The sequence below is a fragment of the Shewanella sp. CG12_big_fil_rev_8_21_14_0_65_47_15 genome (assembly GCF_002783505.1).
Classification (GTDB): Bacteria; Pseudomonadota; Gammaproteobacteria; order Enterobacterales; family Shewanellaceae; genus Shewanella.
Map to the genome: position 1 here is coordinate 64246 of NZ_PFGL01000070.1, position 20576 is coordinate 84821.

17 protein-coding genes, 1 pseudogene and 1 other annotated feature are annotated in these 20576 nt (G+C 49.4%); of the genes and pseudogenes, 12 read left to right on the forward strand and 6 right to left on the reverse strand.

Annotated elements, in window-relative coordinates:
• Positions 1 to 83: 83 nt before the first annotated feature.
• Entirely contained in the window at positions 84 to 821 is a 738-nt protein-coding gene (locus COW15_RS19970; protein WP_293635434.1) for a YciK family oxidoreductase, read from the forward strand.
• Positions 822 to 869: 48 nt separating this feature from the next.
• Here the strand turns inward: COW15_RS19970 and COW15_RS19975 are convergent, their stop codons facing one another.
• The 6 genes from COW15_RS19975 to COW15_RS20000 form a co-directional block, all read right to left on the reverse strand.
• Positions 870 to 1844 (reverse strand): exo-alpha-sialidase, encoded by a 975-nt coding sequence (locus COW15_RS19975; RefSeq protein WP_293635389.1) that lies wholly within the window; start codon positions 1842 to 1844, stop codon positions 870 to 872.
• A gap of 104 nt (positions 1845 to 1948) precedes the next feature.
• Positions 1949 to 2824, reverse strand: a complete 876-nt coding sequence (gene rluB, locus COW15_RS19980) for a 23S rRNA pseudouridine(2605) synthase RluB (protein ID WP_007649268.1) — start codon at positions 2822 to 2824, stop codon at positions 1949 to 1951.
• Positions 2817 to 3413 (reverse strand): SMC-Scp complex subunit ScpB, encoded by a 597-nt coding sequence (gene scpB, locus COW15_RS19985; protein ID WP_293635391.1) that lies wholly within the window; start codon positions 3411 to 3413, stop codon positions 2817 to 2819. Before scpB ends, rluB begins: the two co-directional genes overlap by 8 nt.
• A gap of 3 nt (positions 3414 to 3416) precedes the next feature.
• Complete coding sequence (locus COW15_RS19990; protein ID WP_293635436.1) at positions 3417 to 4205, reverse strand: ScpA family protein; 789 nt, start codon at positions 4203 to 4205, stop codon at positions 3417 to 3419.
• Positions 4206 to 4364: 159 nt separating this feature from the next.
• Positions 4365 to 4985: an L-threonylcarbamoyladenylate synthase gene (locus COW15_RS19995; protein WP_253990787.1), complete on the reverse strand. Its 621-nt coding sequence runs from the start codon at positions 4983 to 4985 to the stop codon at positions 4365 to 4367.
• Entirely contained in the window at positions 4982 to 5842 is an 861-nt protein-coding gene (locus COW15_RS20000; protein ID WP_198780360.1) for a PHP domain-containing protein, read from the reverse strand. Before COW15_RS20000 ends, COW15_RS19995 begins: the two co-directional genes overlap by 4 nt.
• A 210-nt stretch (positions 5843 to 6052) precedes the next feature.
• Positions 6053 to 6160 (forward strand) — a sequence feature (Trp leader region).
• Positions 6161 to 6258: 98 nt separating this feature from the next.
• Here COW15_RS20000 and COW15_RS20005 point away from each other — a divergent pair.
• From COW15_RS20005 to COW15_RS20055, 11 genes and pseudogenes are all read left to right on the forward strand, one after another.
• Complete coding sequence (locus COW15_RS20005) at positions 6259 to 7887, forward strand: anthranilate synthase component 1 (RefSeq protein WP_293635396.1); 1629 nt, start codon at positions 6259 to 6261, stop codon at positions 7885 to 7887.
• A gap of 13 nt (positions 7888 to 7900) precedes the next feature.
• A complete protein-coding gene (locus COW15_RS20010; protein WP_293635398.1) occupies positions 7901 to 8503 on the forward strand; it encodes an aminodeoxychorismate/anthranilate synthase component II in 603 nt (200 codons plus the stop codon).
• Positions 8500 to 9552 (forward strand): anthranilate phosphoribosyltransferase, encoded by a 1053-nt coding sequence (trpD, locus tag COW15_RS20015; RefSeq protein WP_293635400.1) that lies wholly within the window; start codon positions 8500 to 8502, stop codon positions 9550 to 9552. The genes COW15_RS20010 and trpD overlap by 4 nt, the downstream gene beginning before the upstream one ends.
• A gap of 6 nt (positions 9553 to 9558) precedes the next feature.
• On the forward strand, positions 9559 to 11022 hold the full coding sequence (gene trpCF / locus COW15_RS20020; protein WP_293635402.1) for a bifunctional indole-3-glycerol-phosphate synthase TrpC/phosphoribosylanthranilate isomerase TrpF: 1464 nt from the start codon (positions 9559 to 9561) through the stop codon (positions 11020 to 11022).
• Between the two features lie 72 nt (positions 11023 to 11094).
• Positions 11095 to 12285 (forward strand): tryptophan synthase subunit beta, encoded by a 1191-nt coding sequence (gene trpB, locus COW15_RS20025; RefSeq protein ID WP_293635404.1) that lies wholly within the window; start codon positions 11095 to 11097, stop codon positions 12283 to 12285.
• 5 nt (positions 12286 to 12290) lie between these two features.
• Positions 12291 to 13133 carry a tryptophan synthase subunit alpha gene (trpA, locus tag COW15_RS20030; protein ID WP_293635406.1) on the forward strand — a complete coding sequence of 281 codons (843 nt, stop codon included), beginning with the start codon at positions 12291 to 12293 and terminating at the stop codon, positions 13131 to 13133.
• Positions 13134 to 13203: 70 nt separating this feature from the next.
• Positions 13204 to 13371, forward strand: a pseudogene (locus COW15_RS20035) (glycerate kinase); the annotation flags it as partial.
• 669 nt (positions 13372 to 14040) lie between these two features.
• Positions 14041 to 15546 carry a SidA/IucD/PvdA family monooxygenase gene (locus tag COW15_RS20040; protein ID WP_293635410.1) on the forward strand — a complete coding sequence of 502 codons (1506 nt, stop codon included), beginning with the start codon at positions 14041 to 14043 and terminating at the stop codon, positions 15544 to 15546.
• A complete protein-coding gene (locus COW15_RS20045; RefSeq protein WP_293635412.1) occupies positions 15546 to 16226 on the forward strand; it encodes a GNAT family N-acetyltransferase in 681 nt (226 codons plus the stop codon). Before COW15_RS20040 ends, COW15_RS20045 begins: the two co-directional genes overlap by 1 nt.
• Positions 16227 to 16235: 9 nt before the next feature.
• Positions 16236 to 18164, forward strand: coding sequence for an IucA/IucC family siderophore biosynthesis protein (locus COW15_RS20050; RefSeq protein WP_293635414.1), 1929 nt, complete (start codon positions 16236 to 16238; stop codon positions 18162 to 18164).
• Between the two features lie 93 nt (positions 18165 to 18257).
• A complete protein-coding gene (locus tag COW15_RS20055) occupies positions 18258 to 20483 on the forward strand; it encodes a TonB-dependent siderophore receptor (RefSeq protein WP_293635416.1) in 2226 nt (741 codons plus the stop codon).
• Positions 20484 to 20576 lie beyond the last annotated feature (93 nt).

Below are 20576 nucleotides of genomic sequence, written 5' to 3' on the forward strand. Positions count from 1 at the left end.
CATGCGTTTGTTTGAAACACACGTTTATCAGTTCGGCGACTCTAGAAGTGGCGGGCATTCTCGCCAAGGGGAAAAAGAGACTCATGTTGGAATATCAAGCAGCAAAAGATTTACTCCAAGGTAAAACTATTCTGGTCACAGGCGCAGGTGCGGGCATAGGTCGCGCGGCCGCCATTGAGTTTGCCAAGCATGGTGCCACCGTTATTTTACTCGGTAAAACCGTGAAAAAACTCGAAGCGGTTTACGATGCAATAGAACAGGCCGGTTACCCAATACCCGCCATTGTGCCCTTAGATCTTAAAGGTGCGACCGAGCAAAATTACCGTGATATGGCTGATACTATTAGCGAACAGTTTGGTCATTTGGATGGATTACTGCATAACGCCAGTTTACTCGGCGCCCTAGGCCCGTTTGAACATATTGATATTCCATCCCTCGAAGATGTGCTCAAGGTCAATGTGACGGCCCAAGTGATGCTGACTAAGGCCCTGCTGCCCATCATGCGCCAGGCGCCGAGTGCATCAATCATTTTTACTTCAAGCAGTGTTGGCCGTCAGGGACGAGCCTATTGGGGTCCCTACGCCTTCTCCAAATTTGCCACCGAAGGCATGATGCAAGTCCTCGCCCACGAATGCGATGGCACTTCAGTACGCGTTAACAGCATCAATCCAGGTGCGACCCGCACTGAGATGCGTGCAAAAGCCTATCCAGCTGAAAATCCATTAGATTTAAAAACCGCTGAAGAAATTATGCCAACCTATCTGTATTTGATGGGGCAGGATTCCTGCAAAATCAATGGTCAACAATTTAACGCTCAATAAGTGAAAGTCGCTTTTAAGCAAAGGGAGCCCTTGCGGCTCCCTTTGCTTTTAGATCTCATCCGCAAGCTTAATTTGGGCAAAATAAATCATGGTTTTAGACTTATCTTGGGTTTTATTGTCTTGATCTTTCGTCCCTTCTGAGTGGGATACAATAGCGAGTTCATGGCTAGAATAGTAACTCACCCACAGAATGTCTCCATTGAGCACCACGCCCGCGTAACTTGTATCCCCTTGAGATGGCAAGGTTAATAACTCCTTAATCGTTCCAGCATCCGGCTCGATCTCGACGAGCGCCGTGCGGATCTGCCCCTCATATAAACGCACCACAGCCAATAACCGGGACTGATAGATAAACATCACAGGTCCGCCGATACGTTTATCTAATGCTTGCCATTGCCAATGATTAAAAGGCGGCGAGCTTTTACCTAATAATCCTAAAAACTCAGGGCCCCAGACGGGATCGCGCCTTAATAAACAAAAACCGTTATCTTGATGAAACACGAGGGAACTTTCATTGACATACCCCTGATTATTAAAGACATTAATCCAAGTATTGAATGCTATCCCATCATCGCTTTTATACAGCCGGGTATCGCCATCGGGACCTGCTCGATAACCAACCCCATAGAGTGAGCCTTGATGTGCTGTTAAGCGCCATAACCAATAACCTTTATCCGCGACTTCAAGTGGCTCTGACCAACATATTCCATCTTTCGAGCACCAAAGGTACGACTGTAAACCGGATTTATCGTGGGGTGCGCCGCCGCCCAATAACAAGAGTTCCCCTTGAAACTCAACCAACTTGCCATCCCGTAAATCGGCCTGAGTAGAACTGAGCAGTGCCACACTTTGCCAAGTGTCACCAGCATCGACGGAGCGCAGAACACGCAGGGCACCATCGGGAGACACATGGGCCGAGCCTTCGCGAAAAACACAAAAAAGTGCCTTCTGAAACGCGATTAAATCGGTAAAAGCATTATGCTCCCCTCGATCCCAAATTCGCTTGACTGAAATTAGCTCCATTGCTCATCGCCTCTGACCTTAATTTCCTTTGTTATAACATAGCCATCGGCTACGGAAAGCAAAAAGGCCGCTAAGCGGCCTTTTTTTCATTGGGATAAAACAACTTAACTACGCTGGCGCGTTGGCTTGGCTTTTCCAGCCCCAGTGACTTTATGCTTACGCACGGCGCGGCGAATTTTGGCACTCTTCACCTGAGCACGGGCCACGCTGTGTTTATCGGCGGCAAGCATAGTGCGGGTTTCGGGTTCAAGACCCGCCAATTGACGTAAATAGTTGACTTGCTCTATTGGCAATTCAACCCAGCCGCCACGGGGTAAGGATTTTGGCAATTCGACCATACCATAACGGATACGGATCAAACGGCTCACCTGCACTTCCTGGGATTCCCACAGACGGCGCACTTCGCGGTTACGGCCTTCGCGTAAACACACATGCCACCACTGGTTCATACCTTCACCACCCGCGGCTTTGATACTATCAAACTGAGCCGGGCCATCCTCTAGCATCACACCGGTGCGCAGACGCTGAACCGTGGCTTCAGGCACTTCACCGAAGGTACGCACTGCGTATTCACGGTCAACTTCGTTCGATGGATGCATTAAGCGGTTCGCTAATTCACCATCTGAGGTAAACAACAATAAACCTGAAGTGTTGATATCTAAACGGCCAACGGCTACCCAGCGCGAATCCCGCACTTTGGGTAGACGATCGAATACCGTTGGACGACCTTCGGGATCCTTACGACTACAAATCTCGCCTTCGGGTTTATGGTATGCTAGCACACGGCAAATCACATCATCGGCGGATTTAAGCGAAATCGCTCTGCCATCGATACGTACTTTTGCGTCTGCTTCGATACGGTCACCAAGGTTAGCGATGACACCATCAATACTAACTCGACCTGCAGCAATCCATGCCTCCATCTCACGACGGGAGCCATGGCCTGCACGGGCCAAGACTTTCTGCAATTTTTCACTCATTAGTATTTTGCTCTTCTGACTGTTCTGGCGCTGATTTCAGTCCTGAAAAAACCGCCTGCAATGACTCAGCATCCGTAAGTGCGGGGAGATCCGCTAAGGTGTCTAAGCCAAAATATGCTAAAAATTCTAAGGTAGTGGCGTACAGTGCGGGTCGCCCCGGGACTTCTTTGTGGCCAACTACTTTAATCCAATGTCTATCCGACAAACTTTTGATGATGTGACTACTAATGGCCACACCGCGCACCTGTTCAATATCGCCACGGGTCACTGGTTGACGATAGGCAATCACAGCCAAAGTTTCCAATGTCGCGCGCGAATATTTAGGCGCCTTTTCCTGCCACAGGGGCTGCAAAAAAGGACTCAGAACGTCTAAGGTCTGGAAGCGGTAACCCCCAGCGACTTTCACAAGTTGCACACCTCTTTCCTGATAATCCTGCTGCAGCTCGTCCAATGCAGCTTTGATTTTGTCTCTGGAAACGGAGAAATCCACGAGTAGCGTTTCTTTCAACATTTTCACCGACAAGGGTTTCCCCAATACAAACAGACTCGCTTCAATCAGCTGTTTTAATTGAGTCGGATTTATCTGCATCAATTAATAGGCCTTTACGTAAATAATTGAAAACGGTTCTGTTTGGTACAATTCGACCAATAACTCTTTGACTAATTCCATCAAAGCTAGGAAGGTCACCACCACACCCGCGCGGCCTTCTTCTAGGGTAAATAAGCATTCAAATGCCGTAAAATCTTCCGAGTTCAACATGGCTAAAATCTGGCTCATGCGCTCGCGGGTCGACAAGTGTTCGCGCTTAACGTGATGATCTTCATTGGCATCGATACGTTTGAGCACATCGCCAAAGGCGCGGGCAATCTCAAACAACGAAACCTCTGGCGGGATCATTAACGGCTTAATATCCGGTGCAGCCACAGCTTTGGCTTGAAAGACATCCCGTTCGAGCCGCGGTAAATCATCGAGTTTTTGCGCCGCTTCTTTAATCACTTCATAGGCTTTTAACTGACGGATCAACTGCGCCCGCGGATCTTCCTCAACCTCATCTTCGGCCACCATACGCGGCAGCAGCAAACGGGATTTAATCTCCGCGAGCGTTGCTGCCATCACTAAATAGTCGGCGGCAAGTTCAATTCGAGCCTGAGTCAGCAACGTAATATATTCTAAATACTGCGCGGTAATTTGCTGAATGGGTAAATCGACAACGTCTAATTTTTGCTTACGGATCAAATATAAAAGTAAATCCAACGGCCCTTCAAAGGACTCAAGAAACACTTCCAATGCCTCGGGCGGGATAAACAAATCCAGCGGCATTTCGGTCATTGCCTGACCGCGAATAACGGCTAAGGGTAAACTCTGTTGCGTGCCCTGCATCCGCCATTTTCTCCGTGTCACACCCACAGATTGAACACAATCACCCATGGCCTTACGCCAAACGCGCGATTATACCTGTAAATTTGCGGCGATAAAACTGCCAAATAGCCGCGTTACGCCGCGAAAGAAACCGATAAATGAGTTTTCAAACTGTCGCTATCACAGAAAAGGGCTGATATCCCCCGCCCCTTCGCGCAAAATTTCGGCGCCATCTTCAGACATATCGATCACTGTGGTCGGTTTTTCACCTAAATAACCACCGTGGATAATCACATCCACTTGATGTTCGAGCAAGTCGCGAATGTGCTCGGGATCCGACTCGGCAAATTCCGCATTCGGCATCACTAAGCTGGTCGACATCAGCGGCGCATCTAAGGCTTCAAGCAACGCCAGCGCGATCACATTGTCGGGCACACGAATACCTATGGTCTTTTTCTTATCATTTTGCAGCCGACGCGGCACTTCTTTGGTCGCTTTAAAAATGAAGGTATAGGGCCCAGGCGTGCAACTTTTTAGAATGCGATACGCCTGATTATCGACCTTGGCGTAGGTCGCAAGTTCGGATAAATCGCGGCACATCAAGGAAAAATTATGATCGTTCTCGATTTGACGAATGCGCGCCATCCGCGTCATCGCGTCTTTCTCACCAATCAAGCAGCCTAAGGCATAGCCCGAATCGGTGGGGTAAACAATCACACCGCCCGCTTTTAAGGCGGCAACAGCTTGACTGATAAGACGTGTTTGCGGATTTACTTCATGTACATAAAAAAACTGACTCATGGTCGTTCCACCCAAGATCCTGACTGCCAGACCCAATCAATACCTTGGGGCTGATACAGATTTTTACCTAATTCGATCCAATTGCTTGGAAAGTGAAAATCACTTCCTATCGATGCAAGCAACTGATTTTGAACACTAAGAGCAGCAAGATTTGCCCTATCGTCCACCGTTTGCTGGCCGAGTACCACTTCCATGGCATCTCCACCCGCCTCTTTAAATTCGCGCACTAAACGCTTTAACCACTTAGCGGATAACTTGTAACCGCTAGGATGGGCTAAAACAGCTAATCCACCCGCATTGTGGATCACCTCAATCGCACTGGCCATATCGCCCCAATTATTGGGTACATAACCGGTTTTACCGCGAGCCAGATAGCGTTTAAATACGCTTGGCATATCCACAGCATGACCATTTTCAGCCATCCAACGAGCATAATGACCACGGCTTAAAGCCGCATCACCCGCCAATGCCTTAGCACCTTCGTAGGCACCTTCAATGCCCGCCTTAGCTAATCTGTGACCAATCTCTTGGGCACGTAATTCACGCAATTCACGCTGGTTTTCTAAAAATGCTAATAGCGCTGGGTTATCGGCATCGAAATTCAGCGCAACAATATGAATGTCATAACTGTTCCAGCGAGTCGAAATTTCGACCCCTGAAATCAATTTAAGCGGGTTCGCCTGGGCCTGATTAAAGTGACGGGCCTCGGCTAAACCGGCAACCGTATCGTGATCGGTAATGGCAAATAATTGCACGCCCTTTTCAAGGGCTCTGGCCACCAATTCAGACGGAGTTAACTGACCATCGGACGCGGTCGTGTGGCTGTGTAAATCAGCCAATATGCTTTGAGTATTCATGGGGCTATTGTACGCGAATTTGTTAAGAAATGTGCAGTTATCTCGCACTTTATGCCAAGGATTGCCGATTTAACCTAAGGATTTTTGACCACAAATGATCTAATTTGAAAAATATTCAATTGACATTATTGCTCGGCTCATGTTTTCTATAGGTCCATTAACGAATTAGCGAGACCCTTTTGAATGACCCACATTAACGCTTCATTAAACATCATTTGGTGGTGGCACTTCCCAACGTAGCGGGTGGTGTGAAGCTCTGTGCTCATTTGAAAGTGACCAGAATCAACAAGAAGCCCGCAGAAATGCGGGCTTTTTTGTTAGGTGCGAAAAATGTCGGCAGACTCGGGTAAAAAAGTTAAGAAAGCGAGATAACTCATGATGTTAAAGACATTTAATCAGGTAGCTGGAGTATGAACATGCCCAAACAGACATTCGCACGCTCAAGCACGCTCAAGGCGGCATTAACCTACCACAGCGACCCATTGCGCTTGTATCAGCACATCACCCAAGATGCGCCCCATACTATGTTGCTGGAATCGGCCGAAATCGACAGTAAAGATCACTTAAAAAGCATGGTAATGACCCACGCCGCCATGATGATCCGCTGCGACGGTTATCAACTGACCTTCACCGCTCTGACCAGCAATGGCACCAGTTTACTCGCCCCTATCGAACGCTTTTTTAGCCCGACTGCCCACTGCCAAAGCGCACAATCCACCTTAGTGGTCACGCTGCAAAAAGACACTCAGCTGCAGGATGAAGATGCACGCCTAAAATCCACTTCGCCACTCGATGGCCTGCGGATGTTTATCCAGCAAATTGATTGTGGCGCCCATACTGACGGCCAAACCAAGCCCGCCTTTGAGGATCTGTTTTTAGGTGGCGTACTGGCCTACGACTTGATTGATACCGTCGAGCCGCTGCCTGCCGTGCCAAGCCGCGATAACGATTGCCCAGACTATTTATTTTACCTCGCCGAAACCTTAATCCTTATCGACCATAAACTGAAACAAGCCGACATTATTACCCACAATTTCAGCCTTGATTCAGATCAAAGTGCCTCAGTCACCGCAGCGCTAAGCGAGCGGGTACAAAGTTTAACTGCAGAATGTAAAAACTTAGGTAATTCACCTGCCGATGTGCCGACACTGGTCGCTATCGATGCAACTGAGCGAGTCAATATTTCCGATGAAGAGTTCAAACAAACCGTTATCGATTTGAAAGAACACATTATTGCGGGGGATATTTTCCAAGTGGTGCCATCCCGTAGCTTTAGTTTGCCTTGCCCGAACACCTTAGGGGCTTATCGTGCTCTGCGCCTGACTAATCCTAGCCCTTACATGTTTTACTTCAGGGGCCATGATTTCACGCTGTTTGGCGCCTCACCAGAAAGTGCGCTCAAATTTGATGCCAGCTGTAATCAAGTCGAAGTCTACCCGATTGCCGGCACTCGTAAACGTGGCAAAACCGCCACGGGCGAGATTGATTTTGACTTAGACAGCCGCATTGAACTTGAACTGCGTTTAGATAAAAAAGAACTGTCGGAACACTTAATGCTGGTCGATTTAGCCCGCAACGATATCGCCCGCATCAGCCAAAGCGGCAGCCGCAAAGTCGCCGAATTATTAAAAGTTGACCGTTATTCCCACGTGATGCACCTCGTCAGCCGTGTAACGGGTCAACTGCGCCAGGACTTAGATGCGCTGCATGCCTATCAAGCCTGTATGAATATGGGCACTTTAGTAGGCGCCCCAAAAGTACGCGCATCACAACTGGTACGCCAAGCGGAAAAAGCCCGCCGCGGCAGCTACGGCGGTGCAGTGGGTTACCTTAACGCCCTTGGTGACATGGACACTTGCATCGTTATCCGCTCCGCCTTTGTTAAAAATGGCACCGCCTTTATTCAAGCGGGCGCGGGGGTGGTGTTCGATTCCGATCCCCAAAGTGAGGCGGATGAAACCCGTCAAAAAGCCCAAGCCGTGATTTCGGCCATCAAGATGGGTGCTGGGCTGCCAGCAAATCAAAACACCAACATACCGCAATAATAAGGAGCCCAATATGAAACTCTATCTACTCGATAATTTTGACTCCTTTACCTACAACCTAGTGGATCAATTTCGCAGCCTAGGTTGTGAAGTGGTGATTTACCGCAACGATGTTGCCGCCGACTTTATCGCCGAAAAACTGCTTAACGAACAAGAACCCGCAGCACTAGTGTTATCACCCGGTCCTGGTGCGCCCCATGAGGCGGGCTCTATGATGGCGCTTATCGCCAAAGTCGCGGGCAAGGTGCCTATGCTGGGGATCTGCCTTGGACATCAAGCTATGGTGGAATATTACGGCGGCACAGTGGCGCGCGCGCCTTTTGTGGTGCACGGCAAGGCAAGCCCGACTTTCCATGATGGCACTGGCGTATTTGCTGGTTTACCCTCTCCCCTGCCTGTTGCCCGTTATCACAGTCTCGTCGCTACTCAGGTGCCTGATTGCTTACAAGTGATCGCAACGACTGACGCTATGCCGATGGCAATTCTGCACCCTGAGCACAGAGCCGTTGGCTTTCAGTTCCACCCAGAATCGATTCTCACCACCCTAGGCAGCACCTTGCTCATTCAAACCTTGGCATTTCTAACCCAAGACATGACAGCAGGAGTAAATGCATGAGTACCAATCCTATTCAGTCTTTACTCGACCTTTTATACCAAGGTAAGAGTTTAAGCCGCGAGCAAACTGCCGAACTCTTTGGCGCATTAATTCGCGGTGAAATGAGTGAAGCCGCGATGGCGGGGATGTTAGTCGCGCTGAAAATGCGTGGCGAGACCATAGATGAGATCAGTGGTGCCGCCGATGCCATGCGCGCCGCCGCCAAACCTTTTCCTTGCCCTGAGCGAAACAACAATCCACTTTACAATGGCATCGTTGATATCGTTGGCACGGGTGGTGATGGCTTTAATACTATTAACATTTCCACCACTGCAGCCTTTGTTGCCGCGGCGGCGGGCGCTAAGGTCGCCAAACACGGCAATCGTAGCGTGTCGAGTAAATCGGGTTCATCGGATCTTTTGGCGCAATTTGGCATTGACTTAACTATGTCGCCAGACACCGCCAGTCGTTGTCTTAACGCATTGAATCTGTGCTTTTTGTTTGCGCCCCACTACCACGGCGGAGTAAAACATGCGGTGCCCGTAAGACAAGCACTGAAAACGCGCACCTTATTCAATGTGTTAGGGCCACTTATCAATCCTGCCCGCCCCGAATTTATGTTGCTTGGCGTCTATAGCCCTGAGTTAGTCTTACCCATAGCAAAAGTATTAAAGGCGCTTGGCACAAAACGCGCTATGGTAGTGCACGGCAGCGGTTTAGATGAAGTTGCGCTGCACGGCAACACCCAAGTGGCCGAGTTAAAAGACGGCGACATTATTGAGTATCAACTCACGCCCGCTGATTTAGGCATGCCTTTAGCGCAGATAACAGACTTAGAAGGTGGCGAGCCCGCCCAGAATGCCTTGATCACCGAGGCAATTTTAAAAGGCAGCGGTACTGCAGCACACGCCAATGCGGTCGCCATCAATGCCGGTTGTGCTTTATATGTCTGTGGGATTGCTGATTCAGTGAAAGCGGGAACCTTACTGGCGCTGGCAACCATTCAAAGCGGCAAAGCCTTTGAATTGTTAAGCCAATTAGCTAAAGTCAGCAGTGAAACCAAGGAATAAGTGGCAATGACTCAAGAACCGATAACCGCTAGCCAAGACGTGAGAACTCAGCCACAGGCACAAACCAACCCTATGCCCAAAAGTAATGTGTTAACCCGTATTGTCGATACCAAAGCGGCCCATATTGCCGCCCTGAAGCTGCGTTTCCCCGAGGCCAGTCTGTCGCCAAAAATCTCTGACCGCAGTTTGTTTGCCGCGCTCAAGGCACCCAAGGCGGGTTACATTTTAGAATGTAAAAAAGCCAGTCCCTCCAAGGGGCTTATCCGCGATGTGTTTGATGTAGAAGCCATTGCCGATATTTACGGCAAATATGCGGCGGGCATTTCGGTATTAACCGACGAGCAGTTTTTCCAAGGGGATATGGGCTATATCCCTAAGGTACGCGCTCGGGTGAACCAACCTATTCTGTGCAAAGATTTTTTTGTAGACGAATATCAAATCAAACTCGCCGCCCACCAAGGCGCCGATGCGATTCTACTGATGCTGTCCGTGCTTGATGATGAACAATATCAAGGTCTAGCGAAAGAAGCCGCTAAGTATCGACTCGATGTGCTGACCGAAGTCAGTAACGAAGAAGAACTTAAGCGCGCTATCGCATTAGATGCGCCGATCATTGGCATTAATAACCGTAATTTAAGGGATTTGAGTACCGATCTTGCCACCACAGAAGCGTTAGCGCCACACATTGACTGCGACCGCGTGGTAATAAGCGAATCAGGTATCTACACCAATGAGCAAGTGCGCCGCCTGAGTCCGCTGGTCGATGGCTTCCTCGTCGGTAGTTCGATAATGGCCGAGGCTGATATAGATCTCGCCTGCCGCAAATTGATCTTCGGTCACAATAAAGTCTGCGGCCTCACCCGCGTGGAAGATATCTGCGCCGCGGCAACATCAGGCGCCGTCTATGGCGGGCTGATTTTTGCTGAAAAATCCCCGCGCGCGTTAACCCTTAATGCCGCTGAACAACTGCTCAGGGAGTATCGCGCATCCGATGCCCCCGCCATTGAATTTGTCGGCGTGTTTGTTAATGCCGCACCAGAAACCATTTGTGATATCGCTGCCAGTTTGCAGTTATCTGCGGTGCAACTGCACGGCGCGGAAACCGAACTGGAAATCGCCCAGCTCGCCGAGCGACTTGAGCAAGCGGGACTCACCACCCAAATTTGGAAAGCCGTCAGCGTCGATGCGCAAACAGGGGAACTTGGTAACTTACCCCAGGGAGCATCGCGATATCTGTTTGATAGTAAAACGGCAGGCCAATTTGGCGGCTCGGGCCAAGCCTTTAATTGGCAAGCACAAATTCCCAACAAAACCTGCGCTATGCTGGCGGGCGGACTTAACGCCGACAATGCGGCGAGTGCCAATGCCCAAGGATTTTACGGTTTAGATTTTAATTCAGGCCTAGAAACCGCCCCAGGGATTAAATCGGCGCAACTGATCCAAACGGCTTTTGCCAACCTGCGCCTCTAGACAAACCCATTAATATCTGTGGCCCAGTTCAAGAAGCCACTGACAAACAGATTGATAAGATAAGGAAAAGGTATGTCAACGTTAAAGCTTAACCCTTATTTCGGCGAATACGGCGGCATGTATGTGCCACAGATTTTAGTGCCAGCCCTTAAGCAATTAGAAACTGCCTTTGTGGAAGCCCAAGATGATGACGACTTTAAAGCCGAGTTTACCGATTTACTGAAAAACTACGCAGGTCGCCCAACGGCACTGACCTTAACCCGCAATTTAAGCCCTAATCCTATGGTGAAAATCTACCTTAAACGGGAAGATTTACTCCACGGTGGCGCCCATAAAACGAACCAAGTGTTAGGCCAAGCTCTGCTGGCTAAACGCATGGGCAAAAAGGAAATTATTGCAGAAACTGGCGCTGGACAACACGGCGTTGCCACCGCCCTTGCCTGCGCACTGTTAGGCTTAAAATGTAAAGTCTATATGGGCGCGAAAGACGTTGCGCGCCAATCACCTAACGTATTTAGAATGCGGTTGATGGGTGCAGAAGTCATTCCTGTCACCTCAGGTTCTGCCACCTTAAAAGATGCCTGTAACGAGGCGATGCGCGACTGGTCCGGCAGCTACGAAAAGGCCCACTATTTACTCGGCACGGCCGCGGGGCCACATCCGTTCCCAACCATAGTGCGTGAATTCCAGCGCATGATTGGCGAAGAAACCAAGAAGCAAATGCTAGAACGTGAAGGTCGCCTGCCCGATGCGGTTATCGCCTGTGTGGGCGGCGGCTCCAACGCTATCGGCATGTTTGCCGACTTTATCGACGAGCCAAGTGTCGAACTGATCGGCGTCGAACCTGCGGGTAAAGGCATAGACACGCCGATGCACGGCGCGCCGCTTAAACACGGTAAGACAGGGATTTTCTTCGGCATGAAAGCGCCTTTGATGCAAGACAGCGAAGGTCAAATCGAAGAATCCTACTCAATTTCAGCCGGATTGGACTTCCCCTCCGTTGGCCCGCAGCACGCACATCTTAATGCCACAGGCCGCGCCCGTTATGAATCCGCCACCGACGATGAAGCCTTGGAAGCCTTCCAACAACTGGCTCGCTGTGAAGGGATTATCCCCGCATTGGAATCGGCACATGCAATCGCCTATGCCGTCAAAATGGCGCGCGAGTGCACCAAGGAAACCATTTTAGTGGTCAATCTTTCCGGTCGTGGCGACAAAGATATTTTCACCGTTTCTGACATTTTGAATGGTAAAGAGGAATAATAAACATGAGTGACACGTCTACAGCTAACGCTACAACTCAACCGCATGCAGGCCGTTACCAAACCACCTTTGCCAGACTCAAAACCGAAGGCCGTGGTGCTTTTGTCCCCTTCGTCACCCTTGGCGATCCTAGCCCTGAGTTATCGCTAAAAATTATCGATACCTTAGTGCAAAACGGTGCCGATGCCTTAGAACTGGGCTTCCCGTTTTCCGATCCCTTGGCCGATGGCCCAGTGATCCAAGGCGCTAACCTGCGTTCTTTAGCCGCGGGCACGACTCCAACGGCGTGTTTTGAAATGCTCACGCAAGTTCGTGCAAAATATCCAGAACTGCCAATCGGTTTGCTGCTGTATGCGAACTTAGTCTTTGCTAACGGCATAGATGCGTTTTACGCCAAGGCGCAGCACGCGGGTGTGGATTCAGTGCTTATCGCCGATGTGCCAGTGGAAGAATCCGCGCCCTTTAGCCAAGCCGCTAAAGCCCATGGTATTGCGCCGATTTTTATCGCGCCGCCCAATGCCGACAGTGAAACCCTTGAGCAAGTGAGTAAAAGCGGCGAAGGTTACACCTATCTCTTATCCCGCGCGGGGGTGACAGGCACAGACACCAAAGCGGGCGTGCCGGTGGAAGAAATTCTATCTCAGTTAAAGACCTTTAACGCGCCGCCACCGCTACTCGGCTTTGGCATTGCCGAACCTTTACAGGTGAGCGAGGCCATCAAAGCGGGCGCTGCAGGGGCGATTTCAGGCTCTGCCGTAGTGAAAATCATCGAAACCCACCAGCACGATGAAGCTAAACTACTTGCTGCCCTTGGGGAATTTACCCGCGCCATGAAGGCTGCAACCTAAACTAACTGCGTATTTATTTAGTCACAGTTCCTCGGTAGCATGGATGCCTCGACAATAAAACGGACTTTTTATGCAGTATCGGATCTATATTCTCGAACTCACGCCATGGGGCTGTGGATTTGAAGGGGAAGTGGCCGCCAAATGCGACAATGGCGCGCCTATTTGGTTTTACTACCAAGGCAGCGATCTGCAGGCAAAAGCGCGCTTTCCCCTTAACCAATGGGTGACGGGCGAGCTTTGGGTCACCAATTGGCTTTATTAAGCTTTAATTCATGCCCTTATTGGCACAGTCCGCTTGATTCTTATGACTGCGTAACTTCGAGTAGTCGCTCACCCGTCATTCGTTTAATAAATTACCAAAGGGGATCCCATACCAGCTTCTAACCCTTTGCCCGATAGCGATTTACACTGGATTTACATTAACCTCTTCACAACACGCCTGCCGATTGAATTCGATATTATCTAAGTTCACATCCCTCCCAGATCGCATTGCCATAAAAAACACAACCTATTGATATACATGTATAAGCTAGAATTTTTACCCCATATACTTCGCTTTAAAGCCATCACACTCGATCTTGTCGGCCCTCGCTAAATCGACCACTAGGCATGCCATTAACCGCATAGACACCGCTTATTCATAGGGAAAAAGTATTAATTTACCCTTATCACGCAAATGAGAACTGTTTGCATTTAAGTATTTTCACATGCTAATTTACTCGCCGTTGTCGGGACAGAGACAGCAGGAAAAATGGCCTAGGGACCGAGCTAAAAATAGCAAATTAACCACAGGAAATAGATAGTCAAACAGGCTATTCGGATTACTGCATTCACTTTAGTTTGCGTCCTTAGGTAACTGATTACTGGATCGGCAACACGCAACAGCATGCTGCCAAAGGAGGCGTAAGTGACTACTCAACAAAGGGAAATTGATCGCGAAATCTTCGATCTACTCGGCATAGGCATTGGTCCATTCAATCTTGGCCTCGCCGCCCTATCAGAACCTATCGACGGCTTTAACTGCTTATTTTTAGATGCAAAAACCAGCTTTGACTGGCACCCAGGCATGCTACTCAAATCCTCAAGACTGCAAACCCCCTTTATGTCGGATCTGGTGACTATGGCCGATCCCACCAGCCGTTACAGCTACCTTAATTTTGCCAAAAAGACGGGCAGGCTCTATCCCTTTTATATTCGCGAAAATTTCTTTTTACCCCGCCACGAATACAACTTGTATTGCCAATGGGTGAGCCAACAACTCAGCAATCTTAAATTTGGTTTTAAGGTCACTCAAGTGAATTACAACGCCGGTGAAGGTATTTATCGCGTCACAGGTTTTGATAGACGCAGTGGTAAAACCCATACCTATCAGTGCCGAAAGCTAGTGTTAGGCACTGGTACTGAGCCTTATCTGCCAAAGGATTGCCCCATTCAAGATCCACGGGTCATGCATACCGCCAGCTATATGCAGCAAAAAACCTACCTGCAGAGTCAGAGTGCCATCACAGTGATTGGCAGCGGCCAAAGTGCGGCGGAAGTGTTTTACGATCTACTGCAAGACATTGATACCTATGGCTATCAACTCAATTGGATGACGCGTTCCGCACGTTTTTATCCCTTGGAATACACTAAGTTGACGTTGGAGATGACCTCGCCGGATTATGTCGATTACTTCCACGAATTAGCACCGGAAAAACGCTGTGTGTTGATCGCCAGTCAAAAATCGCTCTACAAGGGCATTAATGCGGAGCTTATCAACGACATCTATGACTTGTTATATCAAAAACGCTTGATTGCGGATTTCCAGTGCCAATTGATGACCAATGTGGCGTTAACTCGTATTCAAACTGACCCAGATGCACTCAAGTTACATTTCCAGCATCAAGAGCAAGATACCCCTTTGAGCCAAACCACGGGTGCTGTGGTATTAGGCACTGGCTACCACTATCGTTTACCCGAGTTTATCAGTGGTATTAAGCAACAGATCGAGTTCGATGACGCCGGACAACTTGAGGTGCAACGCGACTACAGCATAGATATTCGCGGGGATATTTTTGTCCAAAATGTGGGTTTGCATACCCATGGGGTCAGCTCACCGGATCTTGGCATGGGCTGTTATCGCAACGGCATTATATTAAAGGCCGTGCTCGGCTACGCGCCCTACCACATTGAGGAACATATCGCCTTTCAAACCTTCGATCCGGCCAAACTTGCCAATCATCAGCCCTGCGGCGCCCATGCGATTAATAGACTGGATCTTAATCCTAAATATGTCCCTAAGACGTCGCCGCATAGCAATACCGCTGGTGCACCGCAGCATCTCTACCCAACCCAAACACCGACTTCAAGTATGAACGCAGGCGCGGGAACCAATATGTCGGTCTTGATGGCGCCAAACAAGGAGGCGCAATAATGGCGAGTCATTCCAGTGACCATTGTTTAACGCAGCTATGTTTAACGCAGCTATCAACGATGACAAGCATCAATGGTTTCCAGTTCAGAGCGTTAGATCTCAAGCAAGACATACCAACACTCCAGTCTTGGTTTAACCAAGACTATGCCAAGTTTTGGGGCATGCAGGGCTTGAATCTCGCCGCCATAGAGAACCTCATGGCAGCCACGCAGCACAAGTTTGCCTTGATAGGTGAGTGGCAGGGTAAAGCGCTCTTTATGGTGGAACTCTACGATCCCGCCCACGATGAAGTCGGTCAGCACTATCCTGTTGCGCCGGGGGATTGCGGTATGCACCTCATTATCGCGCCGCCCGATGGTAACCCCATCAGCGGCTTATCCTTCAAAGTGATGGATGCAATAACGCAGCTCGTACTGGAAAAACTGGCCTTTAATCGCCTAGTGGTTGAACCCGATCAACTCAATGGCAAAATTCATCGCTTAAATAGCCGAGTGGGCATTCGCTATGAAAAGGCGATTCAATTAAGCACTAAGGCTGCTTACCTCGGATTTTGCACTGCGGCCGATCGCCAGCAGGCATCGAGCACGCCCTCTTCGACAGACTTAGCCCAGACAAGCTCAGCGCTGCCAAGCTCGTTCAAAGCGCCCGCAACCTCCCCCATAACATTATCCACTCTTTAGGTGAACTAGATGAACTTACCCACAAAAGCCTTATTAATTAATCCATTGCCAACGCAGGATCATCAAACTCACGCAGCGGCGACTCAACTCAATCCAACGCTGTCATCAACCTCGACTTCTCTGCCGGAGCATTTGAGCCCCGCCTATTGGCAAGCGGCGAATCGGCATTTAGTGAAGAAAATCCTCTGCGAATTCACCCATGAGAAGATCATCACGCCGACGCTTTACGGGCAACAAGCGGGGCTTAACCACTATGAATTGCGCCTCAAAGACAGCACTTACTATTTTAGTGCGCGGCACTATCAGCTCGATCATCTCGCGATTGATACAGATTCCATTCGCGTTTCTAACGCGGGCAAAGAGCAAGCACTCGATGCGATGTCGCTGATCATTTCCCTTAAAAATGACTTAGGGATCGGCGAAACCTTACTGCCTACCTATTTAGAGGAAATCACTAGCACTCTCTACAGCAAGGCGTACAAGTTAGCGCATCAGGCGATCCCCGCAGCCACACTGGCGCGAGCCGATTATCAGAGCATAGAAGCGGGTATGACTGAGGGTCATCCGGTGTTTATTGCCAATAACGGCCGGATTGGTTTCGATATGCAGGATTATCGTCAATTTGCCCCAGAAAGCGCGATGCCGATGCAGTTAGTCTGGCTTGGCGTGCGCAAGAGCAAAACCACGTTTGCCGCCCTCGAAAACTTGAGTCACGACGCGTTACTAAAAGCTGAGCTTGGCCAGCAGTTCACTGATTTTCAGCAGCATCTTAAAACCCAGCAGCATGATCCGCAGGACTTCTACTTTATGCCAGTGCATCCTTGGCAGTGGCGTGAAAAAATCGCCCGCGTCTTTGCCGGCGACATAGCCCGTGGCGATCTGGTTTATCTTGGTGAAGGCAGCGAGCAATACCAAGTGCAGCAATCGATACGCACTTTCTTCAATCTTGCATCGCCGCAAAAGTGCTACGTCAAAACCGCACTTTCTATCTTAAACATGGGCTTTATGCGCGGTCTATCGCCCCTTTACATGAGCTGCACACCGCAAATAAATGCGTGGGTGGCGAACTTGGTTGAGAGTGACCCTTACTTTACTCAGCAAGGGTTTGTGATCCTTAAAGAAATTGCCGCCATAGGTTACCACCACCGTTATTACGAGCAGGCGCTCACCCAAGACAGCGCCTACAAGAAAATGCTCTCGGCACTGTGGCGTGAAAGCCCACTGCCGCACATTGAGCCTAAGCAAAATCTGATGACCATGGCAGCGCTACTGCACACGGATCATGAAGATAAGGCGCTGGTTGCAGCCTTAATTGCCGCCTCTGGCTTACCTGCAAAGGATTGGGTGAGTCGCTACTTAAACCTGTATTTATCGCCGCTGTTACATGCGTTTTTTGCCTACGATCTGGTCTTTATGCCCCATGGTGAAAACCTGATCTTAGTGCTGGATGAATATGTGCCGGTCAAGATTTTGATGAAAGACATAGGCGAAGAAGTCGCGGTACTCAATGGCGCTTCGCCGCTGCCTGATGATGTAAAACGCCTTGCGGTGAGCCTTGAAGAAGAGATGAAGCTTAACTACATCTTACTGGATATTTTTGACTGTATTTTCCGCTATTTAGCACCGCTGCTCGATGAGCAAACCAGCGTCAGTGAAGGCCAATTCTGGGAGTTAGTGGCTGACAATGTACGTGACTACCAAGCCCAGCATCCACATTTGGCCGCCAAATTTGCCCAATACGATCTGTTTAAGGACAGCTTTGTACGCACCTGCCTTAATCGTATCCAATTGAATAACAACCAGCAAATGATAGACCTTGCCGACAGGGAGAAAAACCTGCGTTTCGCCGGCGGCATCGACAATCCCTTGGCGGCCTTTAGACAAAGCCATGTCTTTAAGCGCCCCAAACTTGGCAGCGCTGAGTCTAAAACACGTTAACGCGCAACAAAGCAAATAGACCCGACACTTTCTGAAACTTGACGAAACCTTAGTGTGGGCCAATGTTGGCCCGCCTTATTTAACCCAAGCTAAATGGAATTAACGATCAATATTATGAAGACTTTCCCTCTCTCCAGCATCGCACTCGTCTGCAGACAAGCCCTAGTTAACCCGAAGCTATTGCTGTGCTCAGCCATGTTAGCCACGGTTCCCCATGCCACAGCTGACACAGTCGATGCGGATAGTAAAACCAAGAAACACCAGAAAGAGATTGAAATCATCAATGTCATTGGCGCTAAGGATTTACACGACAATCGCTATAAAACCCAAGCGATGAACACGGCGACAGGGCTCGATTTATCCTATTTAGAAACGCCGCAGTCGGTCACGTCTATCACCCGTCAAATGATGAACGATCAACAGCTTAATAGCGTGATTGATGCCATGACCAGTGTCGCAGGCATCAATGCCCGCCCAATGGATAACGACAGATACAGCATTAGTGCCCGCGGCATTGCCGTGACCAGCATCTTGTACGATGGTGTGCCCACCACCTACGATACCCGCTTCAACTATGGCGATAATCTCATCGACACCGCCATCTATGAGCGAGTAGAAGTGGTACGCGGCGCGACGGGACTCATGACGGGAGCGGGCAATCCCTCGGCGGCCATTAACCTTATCCGTAAACGCCCGACCCAAGAGTTTATGGGCAACACCTCGTTAAGTGTAGGCTCATGGAATAATGTGCGCGGTATGGTCGATGTTTCCAACGGCTTAAATGATTCGGGTTCTGTGCGTGGTCGCGTGGTGGCCGCCTATCAGGATAAAGATTCATTCCAAGACAGATACGAGCAGCAGCGCACCACGTTATACGGCATAGTCGAAACCGATATTGGCGATAGCACAATGTTCACCCTAGGTGTCGATTATCAAGATGCCACACCGAGCGGCACTATGTCGGGCGGTTTACCGCTATTTTACAGTGATGGCAGCCGCACTAATTATGATCGTGCCACTTCAACGGCGCCCGATTGGGGCTCGGCGCATACCCAAGGCCTCAACACCTTTGCGAGTCTCGAGCACAGATTAGATAACGGTTGGAACCTAAAAGGCACTTACACCTATGGCGATAACTCATTGGAGTTCGATGTGCTATGGGCCACGGGATATCCTGATCCTATGACTAATATCGGCGCAACAGCAGGCTCTATCGCCTATGTCGACGGCAGTCGTACCCAACACAATGTGGATTTGCGCGCAGAAGGACAATACCAACTCTTTGGTCAGGAACATCAATTGATGTTTGGCTGGAATGGTCAGCGACAAGAGTTCGCCAATCCCTATTATTACCCCACTGCTGCAGTACCACCACTGGGGGATTTTCGCGATCCGAACTTCCAATATCCAAAACCTCAATGGCAGGAAACCTATACCACGGGTTCATTTGGCGAAACCAAACAGAGCGCCGCCTATGTAGCGACTCAGCTTAATCTCAGCGATGCTTTAGCCGTCCTAGTCGGATTGCGCCTCAATGAGTGGAAAACCGATCAAGATAACTTTAAAAGCCTATACAATTTCAACATCAGTAACGAACTCACTACTTACTTAGGTCTCACTTACGCCCTGACCGAGCAGTACTCACTCTACGCCAGTTATACCGACATTTTTGCGCCGCAAACTAAGCAAAGAATCGATAAAAGCTACCTAGATCCGGTCAAGGGGAAAAACTACGAAGGCGGGATTAAGGCGAGCCTGTTCGATGAAGCTTTAGATATGTCGCTGTCGGTGTTTGAGATCAGACAAGACAATGTCGGAGTCAGCACTGGCAATGTGATCCCAGGAACAACAACGCAAGTGTATGAAGGCGTAAACGGCACTAAAACTCAAGGATTTGAGTTTGAATCGACGGGTAAAATCACCGATGACTGGAATGTTTACTTAGGCTACACCCAGTTCACCACCGAAGATCCTGAGGGCAAACGCATCAATACCACCTCACCACGTCAGCAGTTAAAACTCTTCACCACTTATACCTTTGGTGGTGATTGGCATAAATTGCAAATTGGTGCAGGGGTTAACTGGCAGAGCCGAGTCTACCAAACGGTTAATTCGCCACTGGGCAAAGTCGAAGTAGAGCAAGGCTCCTATGCACTGGCGAGTCTGATGGCAAGTTACGCCTTCACCGAGCAGCTTAAGCTTAGCGCCAACCTGCACAACGCCTTAGATAAAAGCTACTACAGCCAAGTCGGTCAATACAGCCAATTCCAATACGGTACGCCGCGCAGTGCCAGCTTAACCTTAGGCTATCGCTTCTAGAGAAGGCTTTTATTGATAAGTTCGAAAACCCTTATGAGCCCAAATCTTGGGCTCACAAGGTCCTAATTTATATGAACTTATCAATAATAGCTG

What these genes read in the sequence shown, in the direction of transcription:
- COW15_RS20005 (WP_293635396.1), top strand. Translation starts at nt 6,259, where the DNA reads ATGCCCAAACAGACATTCGCACGCTCAAGCACGCTCAAGGCGGCATTA.
- scpB (WP_293635391.1), bottom strand. Translation starts at nt 3,413, where the DNA reads ATGCAGATAAATCCGACTCAATTAAAACAGCTGATTGAAGCGAGTCTG.
- trpB (WP_293635404.1), top strand. Translation starts at nt 11,095, where the DNA reads ATGTCAACGTTAAAGCTTAACCCTTATTTCGGCGAATACGGCGGCATG.
- COW15_RS19975 (WP_293635389.1), bottom strand. Translation starts at nt 1,844, where the DNA reads ATGGAGCTAATTTCAGTCAAGCGAATTTGGGATCGAGGGGAGCATAAT.
- COW15_RS19990 (WP_293635436.1), bottom strand. Translation starts at nt 4,205, where the DNA reads ATGCAGGGCACGCAACAGAGTTTACCCTTAGCCGTTATTCGCGGTCAG.
- trpD (WP_293635400.1), top strand. Translation starts at nt 8,500, where the DNA reads ATGAGTACCAATCCTATTCAGTCTTTACTCGACCTTTTATACCAAGGT.
- trpA (WP_293635406.1), top strand. Translation starts at nt 12,291, where the DNA reads ATGAGTGACACGTCTACAGCTAACGCTACAACTCAACCGCATGCAGGC.
- COW15_RS20010 (WP_293635398.1), top strand. Translation starts at nt 7,901, where the DNA reads ATGAAACTCTATCTACTCGATAATTTTGACTCCTTTACCTACAACCTA.
- COW15_RS19970 (WP_293635434.1), top strand. Translation starts at nt 84, where the DNA reads ATGTTGGAATATCAAGCAGCAAAAGATTTACTCCAAGGTAAAACTATT.
- rluB (WP_007649268.1), bottom strand. Translation starts at nt 2,824, where the DNA reads ATGAGTGAAAAATTGCAGAAAGTCTTGGCCCGTGCAGGCCATGGCTCC.
- trpCF (WP_293635402.1), top strand. Translation starts at nt 9,559, where the DNA reads ATGACTCAAGAACCGATAACCGCTAGCCAAGACGTGAGAACTCAGCCA.
- COW15_RS20050 (WP_293635414.1), top strand. Translation starts at nt 16,236, where the DNA reads ATGAACTTACCCACAAAAGCCTTATTAATTAATCCATTGCCAACGCAG.
- COW15_RS20055 (WP_293635416.1), top strand. Translation starts at nt 18,258, where the DNA reads ATGGAATTAACGATCAATATTATGAAGACTTTCCCTCTCTCCAGCATC.
- COW15_RS20000 (WP_198780360.1), bottom strand. Translation starts at nt 5,842, where the DNA reads ATGAATACTCAAAGCATATTGGCTGATTTACACAGCCACACGACCGCG.
- COW15_RS20045 (WP_293635412.1), top strand. Translation starts at nt 15,546, where the DNA reads ATGGCGAGTCATTCCAGTGACCATTGTTTAACGCAGCTATGTTTAACG.
- COW15_RS19995 (WP_253990787.1), bottom strand. Translation starts at nt 4,985, where the DNA reads ATGAGTCAGTTTTTTTATGTACATGAAGTAAATCCGCAAACACGTCTT.